We start from the raw sequence: 19602 nt of genomic DNA, 5'->3' as shown, positions 1-19602 counted from the left end.
AGGAGCCACAAGGCTCCTATTTTCTATTCAATCGTCTTCAGTAATAACTTTTTCAATAGTGGTTTAATCTTTAGACGTAAATCTTCAGCGTGATTTGCAACTAAGAAGTGATGGTTATAAATGTTTTTCATCAATTGATAAGTTGCTTCTTTCGCTTCGCCTTCTTCGATGAAGATACCGATTACTTCCATACCACTTTTACGCGCGAGTTTAACAGCTTCATGCGTATCTAAAATTCCGTCTTGTTGATAGTCTAGCGCAGAAGGCTCACCGTCTGTGAAGACTAGTAAGAATTTATGTTTCTCAGGTCTTTTGGCAAGCTTTTCAGAAACGATACGAATAATATATCCGTCGCGGTTATCTTCTTCTTCACGAAGTTGCATAATTTCTGGACCAACGTTTGGTAACGTTGAGTTTTTATAATTTACAACTTCATGGATAACGTTCGGCTTATCTTCAGGTTTAGCGCTAGAGGCATCTTCCCAAAATCCGCTAATAGCGTGCGGGATTTTTAAAGATTTTAAAGCTTCATGGAATAGTACAACACTCTTCTTCGTTTCTTCCATTTTGTTATACATAGAACCAGAACAGTCAACTAACAGTTGGAATGCAACATCGAGTTCTTGTGACTCTTGTCCTTTTTTATAAAACATCCGCGGTTGTTTTTCGGTATAAATACGGAGGAATTTCTTACGAAGTCTTCCGTAATATTTATCACTATTCGCATTCGTTTTATTTTCAATCGTTTTTTCGATAATTTTCTTTAATTCTTTTACATCTTTATTGACGACTGATTTGATAGCTTGGTAATCTTTTTTCTCATCAATATTTACTTTGCGAGCTTCTTTAAATGTATGAGAAGCACCTACATTATACTTCCCATATGCACCGTCGTGCTGGCTAGAAGCGTGTGAAGCCCTTGCTTCTTCTGTATCAGCGCCATCAAAGTTGGATTGTGTACTTTTTTGAGAAGTACCTTGTACAGAACCAAGTGCTTGGTCGCCATCTTCTGATTCACGAGCAGTATCGCCCATCATGTTTGTTTTTGTTCCGCTTTCTAATTCAAAGCGTAAAAAGTTCTCGTTTTCGTTATTTTTATTTTCACGATGCCATGTGGAGAAACTTTCATCCATTTTGTTTTTATTTTCATCGTCATCTATAAGCTGCGTATCATCATTTGCTAAATCTTCGACGCGACAGTTCTTTTCGTCTGCAAGAACAGATAAGTAAAGTGGAGCATGTCCGAAATAGTTGTTAAGCATATCACTTTCAAGAAGCGCCTCTAAGCGATAGCGAATTTTCTCAACGATATACATAATATCTTCTGTATTACGTGCTTGGAATGTTTCATGTAAAATCGCTTCAATTTGCTCGAAATATTCATTATTAAACATTTCATATTTATCGCTCGTTAATGAAAGATAGCATAGGCAAAATAGACGATCAGCGTGATAATTACGAACACGGTTTATTTCATTTTGGGAGCCGAAGTAATTGCGGTACATTTCTTTTCGGCGTTTAAAAACATGCTTTGTGCCAGGACGTAAGTTCTTTACGATTTCCTCAACGCGTAAATCTTCTAATAGAACAAATAATTGTGTTAAAAACTTTCTTAGGGGCGATTCTTGCAATTCAATTGCATAAGAACGAATTAAAGTCATGTCCGAGTAATGTTTATTACCAAGTGCTTTTAAGAACACTTCGCTTTTTAATCCGATTACTGTATCTTCTTCTTTTCGATCATCCCAAAAGTGACTAATGACAACTTTCTTTTCAATTTCGTCGTAGTATGCTTTATAGCCATATTCAAGATAGGCATCGTCTTCTTTTAGAAGGGCATACATTAAGTTTTCCATTTGTAGAAACAGCGACGCATCAATTTTTTTGTCACTAAAAATTTGTCTCATAAATTATCCCTCAAAGAAATAACTTTCTGCTAATTCACGGACAGTCATTTGTTCTGTTTCATCATTAAGTTTTGCAATTATGCTTCGTTCAATCGCTCGCATAACAGGAATATATACACCTAAATCACATGCGTCGATAATACCACGAATACTTGCTGCTTCTTCACTTACACGTCCATCGCGAGCTAAAGGCATAAGGTCGCTTGCAAATGCAACAAACTTTTCAATTGTTGCAACATCATTTAATTTTGATTCTGCTAATAATAGTTCTTTTAATGTGTCACCTTGAATGTAAGGAACTTCAATAATAACGAAACGGTTTTTTAATGCTTCATTTAGTTCACTTGTTCCAACGTAACCTTCGTTAATCGCAGCAATTACACGGTATTCGTCATCACCGTATACAACCTCTTGTGTAAATGGGTTTGTGATCATTTTACGGTAATCTAATGCGCCGTGAAGTAGCGGTAAAGTTTCAGGTTTTGCCATATTGATTTCGTCAATATATAGGAAGTGACCGTTCTTCATTGCTTTCATAAGAGGACCGTTAACGAATGAAACTTCAGATGCACCATCTTTCGTTTGTAGTGTGTTGTATCCTAAAATACCTTCTACATCTAAGTCGACAGAGCAGTTAATGCTATGCATTGGTTTTTGGAATAAAGAAGAAAGAGTTTCCGCTAGTACTGTTTTACCACTACCAGTCGGTCCTTTTAATAGAATGTTCTTGCCAAGAAGAAGTGCTGTAATCGCATCTTCAATAATGCTATTATCAGACGCTTTATATATTTTCGTTCCGATTAAATGTGCATTTTCACCAGCTTCTTGTTTATTTTTTTCATGAATCGTAGAAAGCTGTTGTTTTAAATCAGAATGTATATGAAATTGTTCTAACATGTATTTCCCACCTAACATTATTTTCATAAAGTAATACATCTTATGATAACTTGTTTTAATATGGTATGCAAAGAAAAGGAAGGAGGATAAAGGGAAAAGAAAAAGCAATCAAGATGAAGTTGATTGCTTACAGTAAAGGAGAAATGAGCCTCATGAAAGACTCCAATATGCGTTTTTTTATACTTCTTTTTTGGAAAGAGTTCCATTTAATTTCAGTTGAATGTTTAAAGTCTTCTTCAAAATCATGTTTAATATCGTGAACTGTTTTTGATTCATAAAGTACGCTAATAATTTCGTAATTCAATTCAAAGCTACGTACATCCATGTTTGCTGTTCCAATAGTTGCAATTGTATCATCAACGAGTACAATTTTTGCATGCATAAAACCATCTTTATAACTGTAAATAGAAGCACCAGCCTTTAAAAGCGGAGTGAAATAGGATTGAGATGCTTGATCACTAATGATGCTATCACTTTTACCTGGATATAAAATCCGTACATCTATTCCGGCAATTGCACTTAAGCGTAATAATGTTAAAGTTTCTTGATCTGGAATAAAGTAGGGTGTAGCAATCCAAATTGATTTTTTTGCAGAGCCCATAACAGCTAATAATGTATTACGAATACTTTTATCATCGGAGCTTGGTCCGCTGGCTACGATTTGAACAGCACCTTCTGCATTTGAAATCTCTTTACCTGGGAAGTATTGTCTATTCATGAATTGATCCCAGGAATAAGTATTTAAACCACTAGAGGCATAGAGCCAGTCTTCTAGAAAGATTGCTTGTAATTTATATAATGCTTTTCCTTCTATTTTTAAATGACTATCACGCCAAACAGGAAATTTCTTTGAACGGCCAAGATATTCATCACCGACATTGAGTCCTCCGGTAAAACCAATTTCTCCATCTACAATAACAATTTTTCGATGGTTACGATAATTGACAGTTTCAAGTAACCAAGCTGAAAAAATAGGGTCAAATTCTACAATTTCAATCCCAGCTTCTTTCATAGGTTGTAAAAATCGTCTTCTTAACGTATTACTTCCAAGGCCATCATAAAGGAAGCGTACAATAACACCATCTTTTGCTTTTTGTATTAAAGCATCTCGAACTTTTGTACCAATTTCATCAGATTTATAAATGTAGTATTGAATATGTATATGATGGTTTGCCTGCTCTATAGCTCGCAAAATTTCTGAAAATGTTTGATCTCCGTTTGTTAAAAGTTTTGTAGTTGTTTTATCTGCGGCAGGACCGCCTCCAAATTTTTGTATGACTTCTGTTAAATGTAAGGAACGTTCATTTAGTGGGACTGTGAGTAATAACTCTAGTCTTCTTCCTTCTAATATTTCACGGAATAATTTTCTTTGTTCTTCTGAACGATGGAGATGTTTTTTTCTTCTCCAGCGGCTGCGTCCAAAAATAGCGTATAAAAGCACACCTATAATAGGAAGAAGTGCTAATACTAAAAACCATGCTAATGTACTTTGTGGAGATCTATTTTCTATAAAAATAACGAATGAAATTCCTACGATTGTGATGGACCATAGAGCACCGACAAATGTATATAACGAGATATACGATGTATTTAATAGGAACAGAACGATAGATACAATTGTAAATATTAATAGTAATTGAACGATAGGCTTCTTCATTTCTATATAATTCCCCTAATCTTTTTTCAATATAGACTTCTTAAATAGAAGATGTAATATGACATCTTTATTATAAGGTGTTTTGCTTTTTTTACAAAATATAGACATTTCACCTATACTTTCCGCATTTGTCCTACATACAGTGTACTATCCCATTTTTTATCTCACTCTTAACGCATATGAAAATGAAAAAATCGAAAAGGAGCGGAGAAACATGAATTATATAGAAAATAATGGATTGTACTATCGGAATCATCATGGAGGACACAATCATGGTGGGCATAATCATAACGGCGGACATCATCACCATGGAGGACACAATCACTATGATCACCATCATCATCACGGAGGCGGATGGGGCTGGGGTGGTGGTAGTTCATGGGGAGGCGGATTTTTCCCTGGAAGCTTTGCAGGAGGAGTGTTAGGCGGACTGACAGCGGGTGCGTTGACAGGTGCAACAAGTGGAGGATATTATCCGGCTCCATATCCAGTAGCTTATCCATCACCATACCCTGTAACGTATCCAATGCCATACCCAGGTTATCAGCAAATACCATATTCGTATTAAACAAAAAAAGAGGCCATCCTCTTTTTTTGTTTAATACGGTATTTATTTATAAAATACTTCCAAAATTAAGGTGAAAATATGTTAATATTTTGTTATTGTAATTCAAAAACATATACATTGATGTAGAGTTTTATATTATTATTCGTGAATAGTTATGTAGTATGTTCTAATTTCTATTTCGTTATTAAAAACAAAGAGATCAGATGTGAGTGGTATTAGTTGGAAATAAGGCTTGCATAGAGCCACTTAAAGGGATTGCAGTATAATAAGGCGCGAAATAATTAGGGAGATGAGAAGCTACTAGTTATAATTGGAACGGTATAATATTGCTTTTTATTACAAATAATATTATGTTATTTTAATCGGTCTATTTAAAAAGATAATTTATGTAATGGGCTAGTGTTAGAAAATGAAATATCTCTATTTCTATGAAGAGAAACAGGTTGTGTTTTAGTCAGATAGAAGCAAGGAGAGATGCGGATGCTAGAACAGAGAGGTCATGCATTATATGACTCTTCATTGCGAGATTTAAAGTTAGCATTAGATGAGTCTTCAATTGTTGCAATTACAGATCGAAAAGGTCTTATTACATATGTAAATGATAAATTTTGTGAAATCTCTAAATACAAAAGAGAAGAATTAATTGGAAAAGATCACCGTATTTTAAATTCAGGACATCATCCAAAAACCTTTTTTCAAGACTTATGGAAACGTATTTTGAATGGGAAAGTATGGACAGGTGAGATTCGGAATCGAGCAAAAGATGGTACATATTATTGGGTCAAAACAACAATTGTTCCATTTTTAAATGAAAAAGGAGAGCCATACCAGTTTATCGCAATTCGAAATGATATTAGTAGTAGAAAAGAAGCGGAACATAGATTGCGGCTAAGTGAAAGTCGTTATAGGGAACTTGCCTATCATGATGCTTTAACGAGTTTGCCTAACCGTTTACAATTAATAACGACCGTTAATAAATTGATTGCAGATAAAAAAGAATTTGGTATGATTTACTTTGATTTGGACCGTTTTAAATTAGTAAATGATACGTTAGGTCATATGATAGGGGATTTACTTTTAAGCGAAGTTGCTTCACGGTTGCATTATGTACTAGGAGAGAAAGATGTTCTGGCTAGGCTAGGTGGCGACGAATTTGTGCTGTTAACAAAAAATCATAGACAAGATGATATGAGTCAGTTAGCGACATCTGTGTTGTCATGTTTTCAGGCACCATTTATGCTGGAAGGCCATGAAGTATACATTTCAGCTAGTCTAGGACTTTGTTCTTATCCACAAGACGGACAAGATGTGGAAACTTTATTGAAAAACTCTGACTTAGCTATGTATAGTGCAAAAGAACAGGGGAGAAACGCTGCGTGTTTCTTTACAGATGAGCTACGCGCGAAAATAAATCGTAGAATGAAAGTTGAGTTTGCTTTGCAAAAGGCAATTCGTGATGAAGAGTTAGATGTAGCATTGCAGCCTATTATTGATTTGAAAACGAAGAGATATTCTGGTATAGAAGCTCTAGTACGTTGTATGACAGAAGACGGACCTATTTCACCAAGCGAATTTATCCCTGTTGCTGAAGAGTCTGGACTTATTATAAAGCTAGGAGACTGGGTATTAGAAAAGTCATGCCGATTGTTTAAAACTTTGCCAAATTATCAAGAAGGACTAAAGTTATCTGTGAATTTATCTATACAACAATTAATGCAGAAGCGTTTTATTTTGTCTGTACGTAGCATTTTAAAGAGAACTGGTTTTCCTCCGAACCGTTTAATATTAGAAATAACGGAAAGCATTGCAGTTCGCCATTTTGATTATATTATTGCTACATTACAAGAATTAAGAAATATGGGTGTTTTAATTGCTTTGGATGATTTCGGAACTGGCTATTCTTCCTTATATTATTTAAAACAACTACCACTGGATATTGTAAAAATTGATCGTAATTTTATTCGTGAATTTCATTATGATCATGCACAACCAGAACGAACGATTGTAAAATCCGTTATTGAAATTGCTCATAGTTTAAATTTAGCAGTAGTTGCTGAAGGGGTAGAAACAGTAGAGCAAGAGAGTTTGTTACAATCAATGAGCTGTGATTATGTACAGGGATTTTATTATGCGAAACCTTTATCTGTAGGAGAGCTAAAAGAAAAGTTAATTACAGATTTTTAATAAAAAAGAGAAGCCAGCAGCTTCTCTTTATTTAATCCGTTTTTTGTGAGTCTTTCATTAGTACAGGATAAAGAATAAGACCTAATACGAACAATCCAATTCCTAAGAAGAACGTTTTTAAGTCAGCAGTTCCTGTTTTGATAACCCAAATTGAGTATATAAATGCTAATGTAGTGATGATTCCGTCCTTTATTCGAGAACCAGGCATTATATCATACGTTTCTCCTGTAATAACCAGTTTGAATTGGTACAGAGTAGAAACAAGGTATGGAATTAAATAGGCTAATGTTGCTACGACGATAGCGAAACTATACGCTTCTGAAACAGTACCAGAAATCGTTGAAAATAAGAAGATTTGCGTCATTACATTTGTAATCAATAATGATTTTGAAGGACTACCTTTTTTATTTGTTTTCCCGAAAAACTTAGGGAAAAGTCCATTCTTTGCTGCCTGGTAAGGTACTTCTGAACTAACAACAATCCAGCCAACTGTAGATCCAAATAAAGATATAAGAGCGAGTAAAGCCATGATATATGCGCCTTTATTTCCAATTGCTAAATTTAATGCGTCTACTAATGGTTTTTGAGACTCTTTTAAAGCATCTTGCGGAAGAGCTCCCATTGTAAGTAAAGTAATTGACATGTAAATAAGAAGAGCGATAATTAATCCGAAAATCGTAGCTTTTTTTACATCGCGCTGTGATTTTGCACGATTAGAAAGCATAACTGCTGATTCAATACCGATAAATGCCCAGAGTGTTGCAATAGCAGCTGAATTGATTTGTCCCCCTAACGAGATGGATTGTCCTGCTTCATTCATAAAGGTTTGACCGTCTCCGAAATTAGAGGCATTGAAAATGAATAATGTAATTACAATAAACATTGTAAATCCGATAATTTTTGCAATGGTAGCAAGTAGATTCATGTTTCCAGCTCGATCAATATTTTGAGAAAGAATATATTGAATTCCCCACAGCATAAGGCTACATACGAGGAAAGTTAATCCTTTTCCGAGTTCCAGTGAAAATCCATTTATTGAAAAAAGAATTTGCTTACTTTGTAAAACTGGAAAGAATGTTGATAAATATCCAGCAAAGGAAATAATAACAGATGCTGTTGCAGCCCAGTTAGCAGCCCAATATCCCCATGCCATACTATATCCTGCAACTTTACCAGCTTTTTTTGAAGGAAACATAGCTTGAGCATAGCTTTGTGGTCCAGCTTTTAATTCTGGTTTCCGAATCGCTAAATTTCCAAATACAAGTGCAATCATAAATACGCCAAGTCCTGTAATACTCCATGCGAGTGTAGAACCCATCGGACCTGATACTTGTGCTAAATTTGCTGGAAGCATAAATACGCCACCGCCAACCATATTCCCGATAACAAATGCTGTTAAAACCCATAATCCCCATTTTTTCGTTTCCATTTTTGTTAACTCCTTTGTAGTAAGTTTTGCTTGAACATCATTTTTTACTAGCTTTTTGACAATAAAAAAAGAGCCATGTAGATAAAAAATACCTACATGGCTCTTTGCCTAACGTAGGTACAACGGGAATAACCCTTGTACCTACGCGTAATTTTTCCGCTAGGTTTCAAGGGTTACGTATGATGATGATGTTTTTGTGCAAATGTAACTACAGTTGTTGTATAAGTAAGCATAGTTCTTTGCTCCCTTTCTCCTCTGATTTTGAAGTTAGTATACTACATGTTTTTTTGAATGAAAAGAAAAATATAAAAATTTTTATAAAAATACGTTTTAAAGATTAAATATTTACCTATATTTTTCTTGTACTGGAAAATAAGTGAGAGATTGGCAGAAGAGTGAAGCATGTTATAATACATATAGAATTAGAAGGTGACAAGGGGCTATTGTAGATGATGAGTAAGTATGAACAAATTTATACAGAAATCAGTAAATCTATTGATAATAAACAATTAAAAGAGGGATGCAAAATTCCATCAGAAACAGAATTAATGAAGCAGTATGAGGCAAGCCGAGGCACGGTAAGAAAAGCTGTAGATTTACTGCAAGAGCGTGGATATGTGCAAAAAATTCATGGAAAAGGTGTTTTTGTTTTAAAGCGAAAAAATATTGAATTTAATTTTGGCGGTATTGTAAGTTTCCAAGAAGAAAATGAACGTTTAGGACGTCATTGTATTACGGAAGTTGTGGAAATGGACAAAGAAAAAGCCACAAAAGAAATTGCGAAATTATTAAATGTAAAAGAAAAAACAGAGATTGACCATATTAAACGTGTACGAAATATTGATGGAGAAAAAGTAATTTTAGATATAAATCATTTTGTATCTGAGTTTATTCCAGGATTAACGAAAGAAATTGCAACAGCATCAATTTATAAATACATCGAGAAAGAGCTTGGGCTACATATTAGTTATTCGCAGAGGGTAATAGAAGTACAGCCATGTACAGAGGATGACAGAAAGTATTTAGATTTAAATGGAACAGACTATGTTGTCGTTGTGAAAAACTTTACACATTTGTATGATGGAAGTCAGTTCGAATATACAGAATCACGCCACCGTTTAGATATTTTTCATTTTTCGGATGTGGCACGCAGGAAGTAAAGAGGTGGAACAAAATATTGTTTCATCTCTTTTTTTATAAAAAAAAAACACGAACTCGTATATACGAGTGTTGACTAACTTATATATACGAGTTAATATGTAATTGTAAACGGTATCAAAAAAAGAAAAGAGGGACGGGAATATGGGGAAAGACTATCGTAAAACAGCAGAGGAAGTGTTGCAGTATATTGGTGGGAAAGACAATATTGAACAAGCTGCACATTGTGTGACGAGGCTCCGTATCGCTTTAAAAGATGAAAGTAAAATAGATAATGATAAATTACAGTCTGTTTCATTAGTGAAAGGAGCGTTTCATAACGCTGGTATATTTCAAGTTGTAATTGGTCCAGGGGATGTAGATCGTGTTTACGCTGAATTGATAACGCTTGCAGGTATGAAAGAATCGACTGTAGCTGACGTAAAAGACTCTGGAAATCAGAAGTTAAATCCAGCTCAAAAGTTTGTAAAAATATTTTCGGATGTATTTATGCCTATATTACCAGCGATCGTAACGGCTGGTTTACTAATGGGTATTAACAATCTATTAGGGGCAAAGGACTTATTTTTTGATGGGAAAAATTTATTAGATGTTTATCCGAACTTAGGTGGGCTTTGGGATTTAATTAATATGATGGCCAATACAGCATTCGTATTCTTACCAGCACTTGTCGGGTGGTCAGCAACGAAGCGTTTTGGTGGTAGTCCAATACTAGGGATTGTTATGGGATTAATGCTTGTGCACCCGGCCTTATTAAACGCTTGGGACTATGGAAAAGCAGCGACTGGTTTAGAGGGTCAAAAGATTGAGTACTTCAATATTTTAGGACTATTCCAAATTGAGAAGGTAGGATATCAAGGACAAATTTTACCTGTTTTAGTAGCAGCATTTGTATTAAGTAAAGTGGAAATTTTCTTAAAGAAACATGTACCAAATGCAATTCAATTATTAGTTGTACCAATTACAACAATCGTTGTGACAGGTGTGTTAGCACTAGGAATTATCGGTCCGGTTACACGTCATATTGGAGATTTATTAACAGTAGGATTAGTAGGTGTATATGAAACAGTACCAGTAGTTGGAGCAGTATTATTTGGAGCGTTATATGCACCGCTTGTAATTACAGGTATGCATCATATGTTTATTGCAATTGATTTACAATTGATTGCACAACATGGCGGTACATTTATTTGGCCGATGATCGCTCTTTCTAACATTGCGCAAGGTAGTGCGGCACTTGCGATGTTCTGGATTTCTAAAAATCAAAATGATAAAAGTATGGCATCAACATCAGCCATTTCAGCATACTTCGGTATTACAGAACCAGCGATGTTTGGTGTGAATTTACGAAATAAGTTCCCGTTCTATGCAGCGATTATAGGGTCTGCTGTGGCAGCGATATTCATTACATTAAATGGTGTATTAGCACCTGCTATCGGAATTGGCGGATTGCCAGCATTTATTTCTATCATTCCGAAATCGATTCCAATGTTTATTGTAGGAATGATTATTGCAGTTGTAATCCCATTTACTTTAACATGGTTATTTGCAAAAAGAGTCAAACAGAAGTAGGAGGAAGTTAAACATGAAGGATTGGCATAAAAGTGTAGTCTATCAAATTTATCCGAAGAGCTTTAATAGTTATTACAATAGAGGAACCGGTGATATAAAAGGGGTTACAGAGAAACTAGATTATTTAAAAGAACTCGGAGTGGATTATATATGGTTAACACCGATATACCAATCACCACAAAATGATAATGGATATGATGTAAGTGATTACTACAGCATTGATCCATCTTACGGAACGATGGAAGAGTTTGAAGAACTTTTAGCAGAAGCGAAAGTACGTAACATTGAGATTATGCTTGATATTGTTGTAAATCATAGTTCGACTGAACATAAGTGGTTTAAAGAAGCGAAGGAAGATAAAAATAGTCCATATCGTAATTACTATATTTGGCGTGATGAAAAAAATAATTGGCAGTCTAAGTTTGGTGGATCTGCTTGGAAATATGAGGAGAAGACGGAGCAATATTATTTACATTTATTTGATGAAACACAAGCTGATTTAAATTGGGAAAATGAAAAACTTCGTGAAGAAGTATATGATATGATGCGTTTTTGGCTGGATAAAGGGGTAACAGGATTCCGATTAGATGTCATTAACTTAATTTCAAAAGACCAATGCTTTTTAAACGATGAAGGTAGTACTGCGACAAGTGATGGACGCAAGTATTATACAGATGGTCCGCGTGTTCATGAATATTTACAAGAGATGAACCGAAATGTTTTTGCAGGAAAAGATGTCATTACAGTTGGAGAAATGTCATCTACGACAATTGATAATTGTATTAAATATTCTAATCCTGAGCGTAATGAATTAAGCATGACGTTTAGTTTCCATCATTTAAAAGTAGATTATCCGAATGGTGATAAGTGGACGAAAGCAGAGTTTGATTTTATTAAATTAAAAGAGATTATGTCTAACTGGCAAATTGAAATGCAAAAGGGCGGAGGATGGAATGCGTTATTTTGGTGTAATCATGACCAGCCTCGCATCGTGTCACGCTTTGGTGATGATGGAAAGTACCGAAACGAATCTGCAAAAATGTTAGCGACAGCCATGCACATGCTGCAAGGAACGCCTTATATTTATCAAGGGGAAGAAATCGGTATGACGAATCCTAAATTTGAGTCCATCGAGCAATATCGTGATGTAGAATCGTTAAATATATACGATATAAAGCTAAAAGAAGGGCTATCAAAAGAAGAGATTATAGGGATTTTAAAGCAAAAATCTCGTGACAACTCTCGCACTCCGATGCAGTGGAATGAAGAGATGAACAGTGGTTTTACAACAAGTACACCTTGGATTTCAGCGGCTGAAAATTTTAAAGAAATAAACGTAGAGAAAGCATTAGAAGATAAAGAGTCCGTATTTTATCATTATAAAAAGTTAATAGAGCTTAGAAAAACGTATGATGTAATTACAGAAGGAGAATATGCTATTTTGGATAAAAATGATCCTAAAATTTGGGCATATACTCGTACTACAGAAAGTGAAGTACTACTTGTTATAAATAACTTCTATGGAGAAGAAATAACGTATTCAGTACCAGCGCACGTTCAGTTAGATGGAATGAAACAAGAAGTACTACTTTCGAATTATAAAGATGCCAGCAAGGATATTGCAAAACTTAACTTAAGACCATATGAATCAATTGTGTATCGATATACGAAATAAAAAGGTTGTATGCCCGAGCGGCATACAACCTTTTTATTTTAAGACACCACTATACAAAATGCTTACTTCTACTTCAGGTTTGAATTTTACTTTTGCATAATCTTTATTCCAATTTTTTTTCTTCCATAAGTTAGGATGATAAGCGATAAGATGTCTTCCAATACCGAAAGCATCACAATTTGCTTTTTGTAGTTTTCGTGTTATTTTTTTCGCTTCTTTCGTGAGTTGTTTAGAAAGTTCTTTATTTAGTTTTTCTCTATCGTCCATTGTATACATATTATCTCTTGGAGATTCAAGTGCTATAACTTTTAATTGGAGCTTAATGTGAGCATAAACATTTCCTTTTTTATCTGTTGTTATTTTTAAGTCGCGTTTTAATTTTCGATTACTAATTTCCATTGTTAAATAATCAGATGTCTTCTCAGATTCATCACTAGTCAGTTTTTGGGTTATACGGGCACTTGTTCCCATTTTTCCGGTTAATAACACGAATAAAACAGATTGTTTCAAAGGTAAATGCCCAGTTAATTTATCATTGTTAAATAAAGCTAACCCGTTTGTAACTACTTCTTTTCCTTTTATTTTTATAGAAGGAAGGGTAAAGTCTTTACCGGGATCTAACATTTTTGTAGCAGCTGTTTCTAAAGTTTCTTTTGGAAATACACTCATATCTTCTAAGCTTTTCACTTTTTTCTTTAGAAAATCTCCAATTAGTAAATTTCCTATTTTCTTTTTTTCGAGTATCTCCGATGTTTCACCATCTACTGCAATAAGTTTTACTAAAGCAGTTGGGTTTGTTGGATCTCGAAAGCTGACATCTAAATAGGGGAGTATACCCTTTTTTAGAATTTTGGTTCCGAGTAATTGAACACCATATTTAAAATAGCGAATATTCCCAGTCACATTTTTTTTTAGGGCATCGCCTGTATCCATTATGTTATGCCCGGTTGCTGAATATATTTCATTCTCAAATGAAGATTGCTCTCCGCTTGAACTTTTTACGAGCTCGATTGTTTGCTGGAGTTTATTCTCTTCCGTAATATCAGCTCCAACGCTATAAGCTAAACTTGCCTCCCTTAATGGTTCTTGATCCCAACAGCCAGAAAGGAGGGAACTAGCACATAATATTAAAAGTAATTTAACTCTTTTTTTGAACATACTGTTCTCCTTTCTTATTTCGTATCACAGAATAAAGTAGAAATAAAAGAGGAAGGACAACTATGAAAATATAGGTGAACTTATCAGTGAAAGTTGAAATTACTTTTAATTCTTCAGGTGTATCTATAAATAAGGCTACACTAAAAGCAATAATACCAACGATTGGAACAGCCTTTTTATGATTAGCAAGGTTGAATATATGTCCAATTCCGATTGAAGCAGCGCAGTAATAACTAGCAATAGAAGCGACAACTGTTATCATCCAAATTGGGATGAAGATTAGGTCCGTTCGATCTATAATTCCAATATGCAAGGAGCGTAATAAGTAAGCAACTGGCTCTGGAATAAGCTCAATTTGCTTTGGACTAAATACGATAAAGCAAATCCAAACGGTAAAAGTATAAAAAAGAGTTACAAATCCATTGGCGATAGAAATGGCCTTCAGTTTTGCAATAGAACTCCCATTTACTTTTGGGAAAGCGATAAGAATAATTTCAAAACCATACATGGCTGTAATTGTTTCCTTGGATGCTTGAATTATATTCCACCATCCGGCTTCTGTAATAGGAAAAATATAAGAGAAATCAGCTCGTGAAAGCCCTAGGGCAATTAAAAGGGCCATTGGAATAATGAGAATAGAGGCCATGACATAAAATCGTACGATGACTTTAAATGTGTTATAAGCTACATAACAACAAGCTACTGTACATAATATGAGAATTGCAGACCACGGAGTTGCGTGTAAAACCCATACTTTAATGACGTTACAAGCATTCAACATAACCGTCATACCGATAAGGGTAAAATAAAAAACATAAGAAAAGCCCAATAGTTTTCCTAACTTATTACCAAATAGCATACAAACACTTTTATACATATCTGCATCAGGAAATCGTTTTAAGAAAAGCCACATAAGTAAAATAATAAGTTGAATGGCAAGCCCCGCGATGAGCGCAGAAATCCAACCACCACCTTTTGCTATCGGATGAAGCCGGTTAGGTAGAGATAGTATACCGACCCCAATTTGGCATTGAATAACGAAAAAGGTAAATTGAACAAGTGAAATTTTACTTTGCGTGTTTGTCACCGTCCTCATCCTCTCTCGTTACAGGTTGGCGCTGCATTTTTTTCGGTTTTGGATCATGTGGTCTTTCCCAAAATGACCAAATTGGTAGTCTTATGAAAGAATCTTTCATATCTTTAATCCGCATCGGGGCAACAGGAGAAAGATATGGTGTATGAAATGAATGAAGCTGACATAAGTGAACGAAAGTTATAATGAGACCGAATGATATTCCTACATATCCGAATATGGCAGCAAGGAGCATTAATGGAAAACGAAGAATCCGAACTGCTGAACTCATATCGTTTGATGGAACGAGAAAAGATGAGATTGCAGTTAAAGCTACAACGATGATCATTGTGTAAGAAACGAGTCCAGCTTTTACAATTGCATCCCCAATTACTAAACCACCTACAATACCGATTGTTTGTCCAACGCGGCTCGGCAAGCGAATACCAGCTTCTCGTAATAACTCGAAAATTAACTCCATTAAGAGAGCTTCAAAAATAGGAGGAAGCGGTACTTTCTCTAATGAAGCTTTAATCGTATACACAAGTTCGAGCGGTAACACATCAGGATGAAAAGCGACAGTTGCAATATATAAAGCTGGTAAGAGAAAGGCAATTAAAAAACTTACTAAGCGAATCATTCGGACGAAAGAACCGACAATCCAACGGTTATTATAATCATCTGGTGATTGATAAAAAGCGAATAACGTAACCGGTACGATGAGTGCTGTTGGATCTCCGTCAGATAAAATAGCAACACGCCCTTCCATTAAATTAGCAACAGTTCTATCTGGACGCTCTGTATTTAATTGCTGCGGAAATGGGGAGAAAGACGTATCCTCTATAAATTCTTGTATGTATCCTGGTGGCATAAGTGCATCCGTTTTAATGGTTTCCAATCTTCTTTTCACTTCTATAACTAAATCGTCATTCGCTATATTTTGCATATAAGTAATTGCCACTTTCGTGTGCATTTCTTCACCGAGTGTAAAATACTTAACAACTAAATTTGGACTCTTAATGAGTTTACGAATAGAGGTTAAATTAGTTGCTAGATCCTCTACAAAACCAGTATGTGGACCGCGCACAACTCCTTCATTATCAGGCTCTGCTATATCTCTCTTTAAAGATAAGGCTGTTTCGAAAATACAAAAACTGTCGACGTGTTCATGAAAATATAAGGATTTACCTTGTAATAAAAGTTGTATCCCATAATTTAAATTCGTTTCTTTTTTCATATTTAACGTAGAAAAAGCTTTATCTAAAGATAAATCTGATCGCGTTAATAATGGCTCAAGGACTAACTGATGAATTAGATTTGGATCTGCTAAAGATTCGATATATAAGATTGTTCCTTTTCCGTTTTGAAAAGGGAGATCTAATTTTTTTATATCATCAGAATGAGAAAGTTTATTTTCAATGTAATTAATGTTCTCCGGAAGTGATGGAAACATATGCTTTTGGTTTTTACTCTCTTGTTGTTCTTTTTGCTCTGTCATAATTTCCACCTCTCTTAAAGTGCAATTGTTTCTGTTAATTTTTGTTGTTTGTGAGAAATTTATGCTTGAATTATTTTTAAAAAAAGAGGATTGAAGGTTACGTTACATTGTCTTTTGTGCATTATTCAATTTCATAGCAGTACTTCTAACATTTGTGTCGAATTAAGAAGATATATAGGAGGGATATATATGGAAATAGCTGTAGAACGTGTTTTTACGAAAGAGATTTTAAAAAGAGCAGCGAATTTGTTTCATGTAACAGTAGAAGAAAAGCCACTTGGAGATTTTGAGAATTATATTTTTAAGGCGAAGGGTGATAATGATGAACATTACGTATTACGTTTAACACATTCTTCTCATCGTTCTAAACAAGAGGTAGAGGCTGAACTAGATTTTTTACGATATGTTGCGGAGAATGGGGCAAAGGTAGCAGGACCTCTTTATTCAACGTCTCGAAATCTCGTAGAAGAAATCGCAGCAGAGGATGGGACTTTCTTTTTCGCTTCTTTATTTACATATGCAAAAGGTGAGCCAGTAAAAGGAGCAGAATCGCCTTATTGGGGAGATGCTTATTTTGAAGCGTGGGGAAAAGCGATTGGGCAACTGCATCGCCTTACAATGGATTATCCTAAAACAGACTACCGTGAAACGTGGGAAGAAGACGAAAGTGGAATTGTTAATGAATTAGAAGATGGTCAAGTGAAAGAGATTGCAGCGGTATTAATGGATGAAATTAAGGCTCTTCCAGTTGAAAGAGAAACGTTCGGTCTTATGCACGGTGATATCCATCAAGGTAATTTCCATTATGATGGAAAAGAGCTTACAATCTTTGATTTTGACGATGCAGCTTATAATTACTTTATACATGATTTAGCGATGGTTCTATACTACTCTGTTCTATTTACACCGTGGACAGCAGAAGAGAAGACAGATTTTGCTCGTAAACAGTTACAAGTGTTACGAAAAGGATATGAGTATGAGCACAGGCTGGCGGATAGTTGGTATGAATTGATACCACTATTTTTACGTTTACGTGATATAGGTTTATATGGAACGCTTCAGAAGAAGTTTAAAGGGAAAGATATGCCTGATAACTTCTTGAAATTATCAGAAGAGCTATACGAAAGAATTATTAAAAGAGAAGCAATTGTGAATATATAATACATTTAGTTCAAAACAAAGTATATAAAACAAATATATACTTTGTTTTTTTATACAAAAATATGTTTACTTTATTAAAATAATATTGTCCTGGATTCGGTATACACTTATAATTTTATATATATTCTGAATATTCTTTATAAAGAAGGAGGGGGAATGTTGGAAGCTTTCGTAAATTGGTTAAATAATATTGTTTGGAGTCCAGCACTTGTTTATTTATGTTTAGGAGTAGGTTTATATTTTTCCATTCGAACGAAGTTTTTACAAGTAAGGCACGTAGGAGAAATGGTGAAGCTGACATTTCAAGGAGAAAAATCAGAAGCTGGTGTTTCTTCATTCCAAGCGTTAGCACTTTCATTATCAGGACGCGTTGGAACAGGAAATATTGCTGGAGTAGCAACAGCGGTTGCATTCGGTGGACCAGGAGCTGTATTTTGGATGTGGGCAGTAGCCTTTTTAGGGGCAGGATCAGCTTATGTAGAATCAACACTCGCGCAAATATATAAGACGAAACATCAAGGGCAGTTTCGTGGTGGGCCTGCTTACTACATCGAAAAAGGTCTAGGAGTTAAATGGTATGCTTTAGTATTCGTTGCAGCGACAATTCTTGCAACAGGACTTTTATTACCAGGTGTACAAGCAAATAGTATTGCTGTAAGTTTAGAAACAGCTTTTGGTATTAATACTACCGTATCAGGGGCTATATTAGTTGTCGTATTAGCTCTTATCATTTTCGGTGGAGTAAAGCGGATTGTTAACGTAGCGCAAGTTGTCGTACCGTTTATGGCAATAGGCTATATTTTAGTAGCTTGCGTCATTGTTGCTATGAATATTGAAAAATTGCCAGAAGCATTTATGTTAATTATAAGAAGTGCATTTGCATTAGAAGCTGCATTTGGTGGTATTATCGGTTTAGCAATTTCTTGGGGAGTAAAACGTGGTATTTATTCTAATGAAGCAGGGCAAGGAACTGGGCCACATGCAGCAGCAGCAGCTGAAGTATCACATCCAGCTAAACAAGGTTTAGTGCAAGCATTTTCCGTTTACATTGATACATTATTTGTTTGTTCAGCAACAGCATTTATGATGATTATTACAGGCATGTATAACGTATTTGATGCAAGCGGAAAAAACTTTATCGTTAATAAATTAAATGGTGCTCAGCCAGGACCAGGATATACACAGGCAGCGGTAGAATCTGTTTTCCCTGGATTTGGAAACGGTTTCGTTGCAATCTCGCTATTATTCTTCGCGTTTACAACAATTATGGCGTATTACTACATTGCAGAAACGAATATAGCGTACTTAAATCGTGATAAGGATCGTCCTTGGCTGTCCATGATACTAAAGTTTGTATTTTTAGGAGCAGTATTCTATGGCTGTATAAAAACAGCAGCAACGGCTTGGGCTTTAGGCGACATTGGGGTAGGAATTATGGCATGGGTAAATATCATTGCGATTTTACTATTACAAAAACCTGCATTAGTCGCATTAAAGGATTATGAAAAACAGAAAAAAGAAGGAAAAGATCCAGTATTCGATCCAGGGCCATTAGGAATTAAAAATGCTGATTTTTGGGAGCATGAATACGGGAAAGATAAGAAAGAAGAAGTATCTTAATAGAATAGAAATGAAGAAGCAAAGGGGAAACCCTTTGCTTTTTTTT

The 19602-nt window shown here is 35.1% G+C and carries 14 protein-coding genes; 7 read left to right on the top strand and 7 right to left on the bottom strand.

Annotated elements, in window-relative coordinates:
- Positions 1-23 precede the first annotated feature (23 nt).
- The 3 genes from OXT04_RS24040 to OXT04_RS24030 form a co-directional block, all read right to left on the bottom strand.
- Positions 24-1907 carry a vWA domain-containing protein gene (locus OXT04_RS24040; protein WP_001248879.1) on the bottom strand — a complete coding sequence of 628 codons (1884 nt, stop codon included), beginning with the start codon at positions 1905-1907 and terminating at the stop codon, positions 24-26.
- Between the two features lie 3 nt (positions 1908-1910).
- Positions 1911-2804: an ATP-binding protein gene (locus OXT04_RS24035; protein WP_000892988.1), complete on the bottom strand. Its 894-nt coding sequence runs from the start codon at positions 2802-2804 to the stop codon at positions 1911-1913.
- 127 nt (positions 2805-2931) lie between these two features.
- Complete coding sequence (locus OXT04_RS24030; protein WP_267418108.1) at positions 2932-4461, bottom strand: cardiolipin synthase; 1530 nt, start codon at positions 4459-4461, stop codon at positions 2932-2934.
- Between the two features lie 214 nt (positions 4462-4675).
- Between OXT04_RS24030 and OXT04_RS24025 the strand changes: the two genes are divergently transcribed.
- Both OXT04_RS24025 and OXT04_RS24020 read left to right on the top strand, forming a co-directional pair.
- On the top strand, positions 4676-5029 hold the full coding sequence (locus OXT04_RS24025) for a hypothetical protein (RefSeq protein WP_001106379.1): 354 nt from the start codon (positions 4676-4678) through the stop codon (positions 5027-5029).
- A gap of 480 nt (positions 5030-5509) precedes the next feature.
- Entirely contained in the window at positions 5510-7213 is a 1704-nt protein-coding gene (locus OXT04_RS24020) for a putative bifunctional diguanylate cyclase/phosphodiesterase (RefSeq protein WP_000893346.1), read from the top strand.
- Between the two features lie 31 nt (positions 7214-7244).
- Here the strand turns inward: OXT04_RS24020 and OXT04_RS24015 are convergent, their stop codons facing one another.
- Positions 7245-8642 (bottom strand): amino acid permease, encoded by a 1398-nt coding sequence (locus OXT04_RS24015; RefSeq protein WP_000448445.1) that lies wholly within the window; start codon positions 8640-8642, stop codon positions 7245-7247.
- 449 nt (positions 8643-9091) lie between these two features.
- Here OXT04_RS24015 and treR point away from each other — a divergent pair, with 449 nt between their 5' ends.
- The 3 genes from treR to treC all read left to right on the top strand — a co-directional run bounded on the left by treR (position 9092) and on the right by treC (position 13047).
- Positions 9092-9802 (top strand): trehalose operon repressor, encoded by a 711-nt coding sequence (gene treR / locus OXT04_RS24010; protein WP_000987242.1) that lies wholly within the window; start codon positions 9092-9094, stop codon positions 9800-9802.
- A 142-nt stretch (positions 9803-9944) separates the two neighbouring features.
- Positions 9945-11372: a PTS system trehalose-specific EIIBC component gene (gene treP / locus OXT04_RS24005; RefSeq protein WP_000513942.1), complete on the top strand. Its 1428-nt coding sequence runs from the start codon at positions 9945-9947 to the stop codon at positions 11370-11372.
- A gap of 13 nt (positions 11373-11385) precedes the next feature.
- The gene (treC, locus tag OXT04_RS24000; protein WP_098854734.1) at positions 11386-13047 is read left to right on the top strand and encodes an alpha,alpha-phosphotrehalase; all 1662 of its coding nucleotides are present in this window, start codon (positions 11386-11388) and stop codon (positions 13045-13047) included.
- 33 nt (positions 13048-13080) lie between these two features.
- Here treC and OXT04_RS23995 read toward each other — a convergent pair whose 3' ends face one another.
- Genes OXT04_RS23995 through gerKA form a run of 3 tightly spaced genes read right to left on the bottom strand, consistent with a single transcriptional unit; the run spans position 13081 to position 16775 of the window.
- Positions 13081-14205: a Ger(x)C family spore germination protein gene (locus OXT04_RS23995; protein WP_000474045.1), complete on the bottom strand. Its 1125-nt coding sequence runs from the start codon at positions 14203-14205 to the stop codon at positions 13081-13083.
- Entirely contained in the window at positions 14186-15292 is a 1107-nt protein-coding gene (locus tag OXT04_RS23990) for a GerAB/ArcD/ProY family transporter (protein WP_000185797.1), read from the bottom strand. Before OXT04_RS23990 ends, OXT04_RS23995 begins: the two co-directional genes overlap by 20 nt.
- Entirely contained in the window at positions 15273-16775 is a 1503-nt protein-coding gene (gene gerKA, locus OXT04_RS23985; RefSeq protein WP_016513624.1) for a spore germination protein GerKA, read from the bottom strand. Before gerKA ends, OXT04_RS23990 begins: the two co-directional genes overlap by 20 nt.
- Before the next feature lie 189 nt (positions 16776-16964).
- Here gerKA and OXT04_RS23980 point away from each other — a divergent pair, with 189 nt between their 5' ends.
- Both OXT04_RS23980 and OXT04_RS23975 read left to right on the top strand, forming a co-directional pair.
- Positions 16965-17936 (top strand): phosphotransferase enzyme family protein, encoded by a 972-nt coding sequence (locus tag OXT04_RS23980; RefSeq protein ID WP_098854735.1) that lies wholly within the window; start codon positions 16965-16967, stop codon positions 17934-17936.
- 159 nt (positions 17937-18095) lie between these two features.
- Positions 18096-19556 carry an alanine/glycine:cation symporter family protein gene (locus OXT04_RS23975; protein WP_000387158.1) on the top strand — a complete coding sequence of 487 codons (1461 nt, stop codon included), beginning with the start codon at positions 18096-18098 and terminating at the stop codon, positions 19554-19556.
- Positions 19557-19602: the final 46 nt, after the last annotated feature.

The organism is Bacillus sp. GC_Bacil_1, from assembly GCF_026540675.1.
In the GTDB taxonomy this organism is placed as follows: Bacteria; Bacillota; Bacilli; order Bacillales; family Bacillaceae_G; genus Bacillus_A; species Bacillus_A cereus.
This window is presented reverse-complemented; position numbering and strand designations above follow the sequence as displayed.

What these genes read in the sequence shown, in the direction of transcription:
- OXT04_RS23980 (WP_098854735.1), top strand. Translation starts at nt 16,965, where the DNA reads ATGGAAATAGCTGTAGAACGTGTTTTTACGAAAGAGATTTTAAAAAGA.
- treC (WP_098854734.1), top strand. Translation starts at nt 11,386, where the DNA reads ATGAAGGATTGGCATAAAAGTGTAGTCTATCAAATTTATCCGAAGAGC.
- OXT04_RS24035 (WP_000892988.1), bottom strand. Translation starts at nt 2,804, where the DNA reads ATGTTAGAACAATTTCATATACATTCTGATTTAAAACAACAGCTTTCT.
- treR (WP_000987242.1), top strand. Translation starts at nt 9,092, where the DNA reads ATGATGAGTAAGTATGAACAAATTTATACAGAAATCAGTAAATCTATT.
- OXT04_RS24030 (WP_267418108.1), bottom strand. Translation starts at nt 4,461, where the DNA reads ATGAAGAAGCCTATCGTTCAATTACTATTAATATTTACAATTGTATCT.
- gerKA (WP_016513624.1), bottom strand. Translation starts at nt 16,775, where the DNA reads ATGACAGAGCAAAAAGAACAACAAGAGAGTAAAAACCAAAAGCATATG.
- OXT04_RS24040 (WP_001248879.1), bottom strand. Translation starts at nt 1,907, where the DNA reads ATGAGACAAATTTTTAGTGACAAAAAAATTGATGCGTCGCTGTTTCTA.
- OXT04_RS24015 (WP_000448445.1), bottom strand. Translation starts at nt 8,642, where the DNA reads ATGGAAACGAAAAAATGGGGATTATGGGTTTTAACAGCATTTGTTATC.
- OXT04_RS24025 (WP_001106379.1), top strand. Translation starts at nt 4,676, where the DNA reads ATGAATTATATAGAAAATAATGGATTGTACTATCGGAATCATCATGGA.
- treP (WP_000513942.1), top strand. Translation starts at nt 9,945, where the DNA reads ATGGGGAAAGACTATCGTAAAACAGCAGAGGAAGTGTTGCAGTATATT.
- OXT04_RS24020 (WP_000893346.1), top strand. Translation starts at nt 5,510, where the DNA reads ATGCTAGAACAGAGAGGTCATGCATTATATGACTCTTCATTGCGAGAT.
- OXT04_RS23995 (WP_000474045.1), bottom strand. Translation starts at nt 14,205, where the DNA reads ATGTTCAAAAAAAGAGTTAAATTACTTTTAATATTATGTGCTAGTTCC.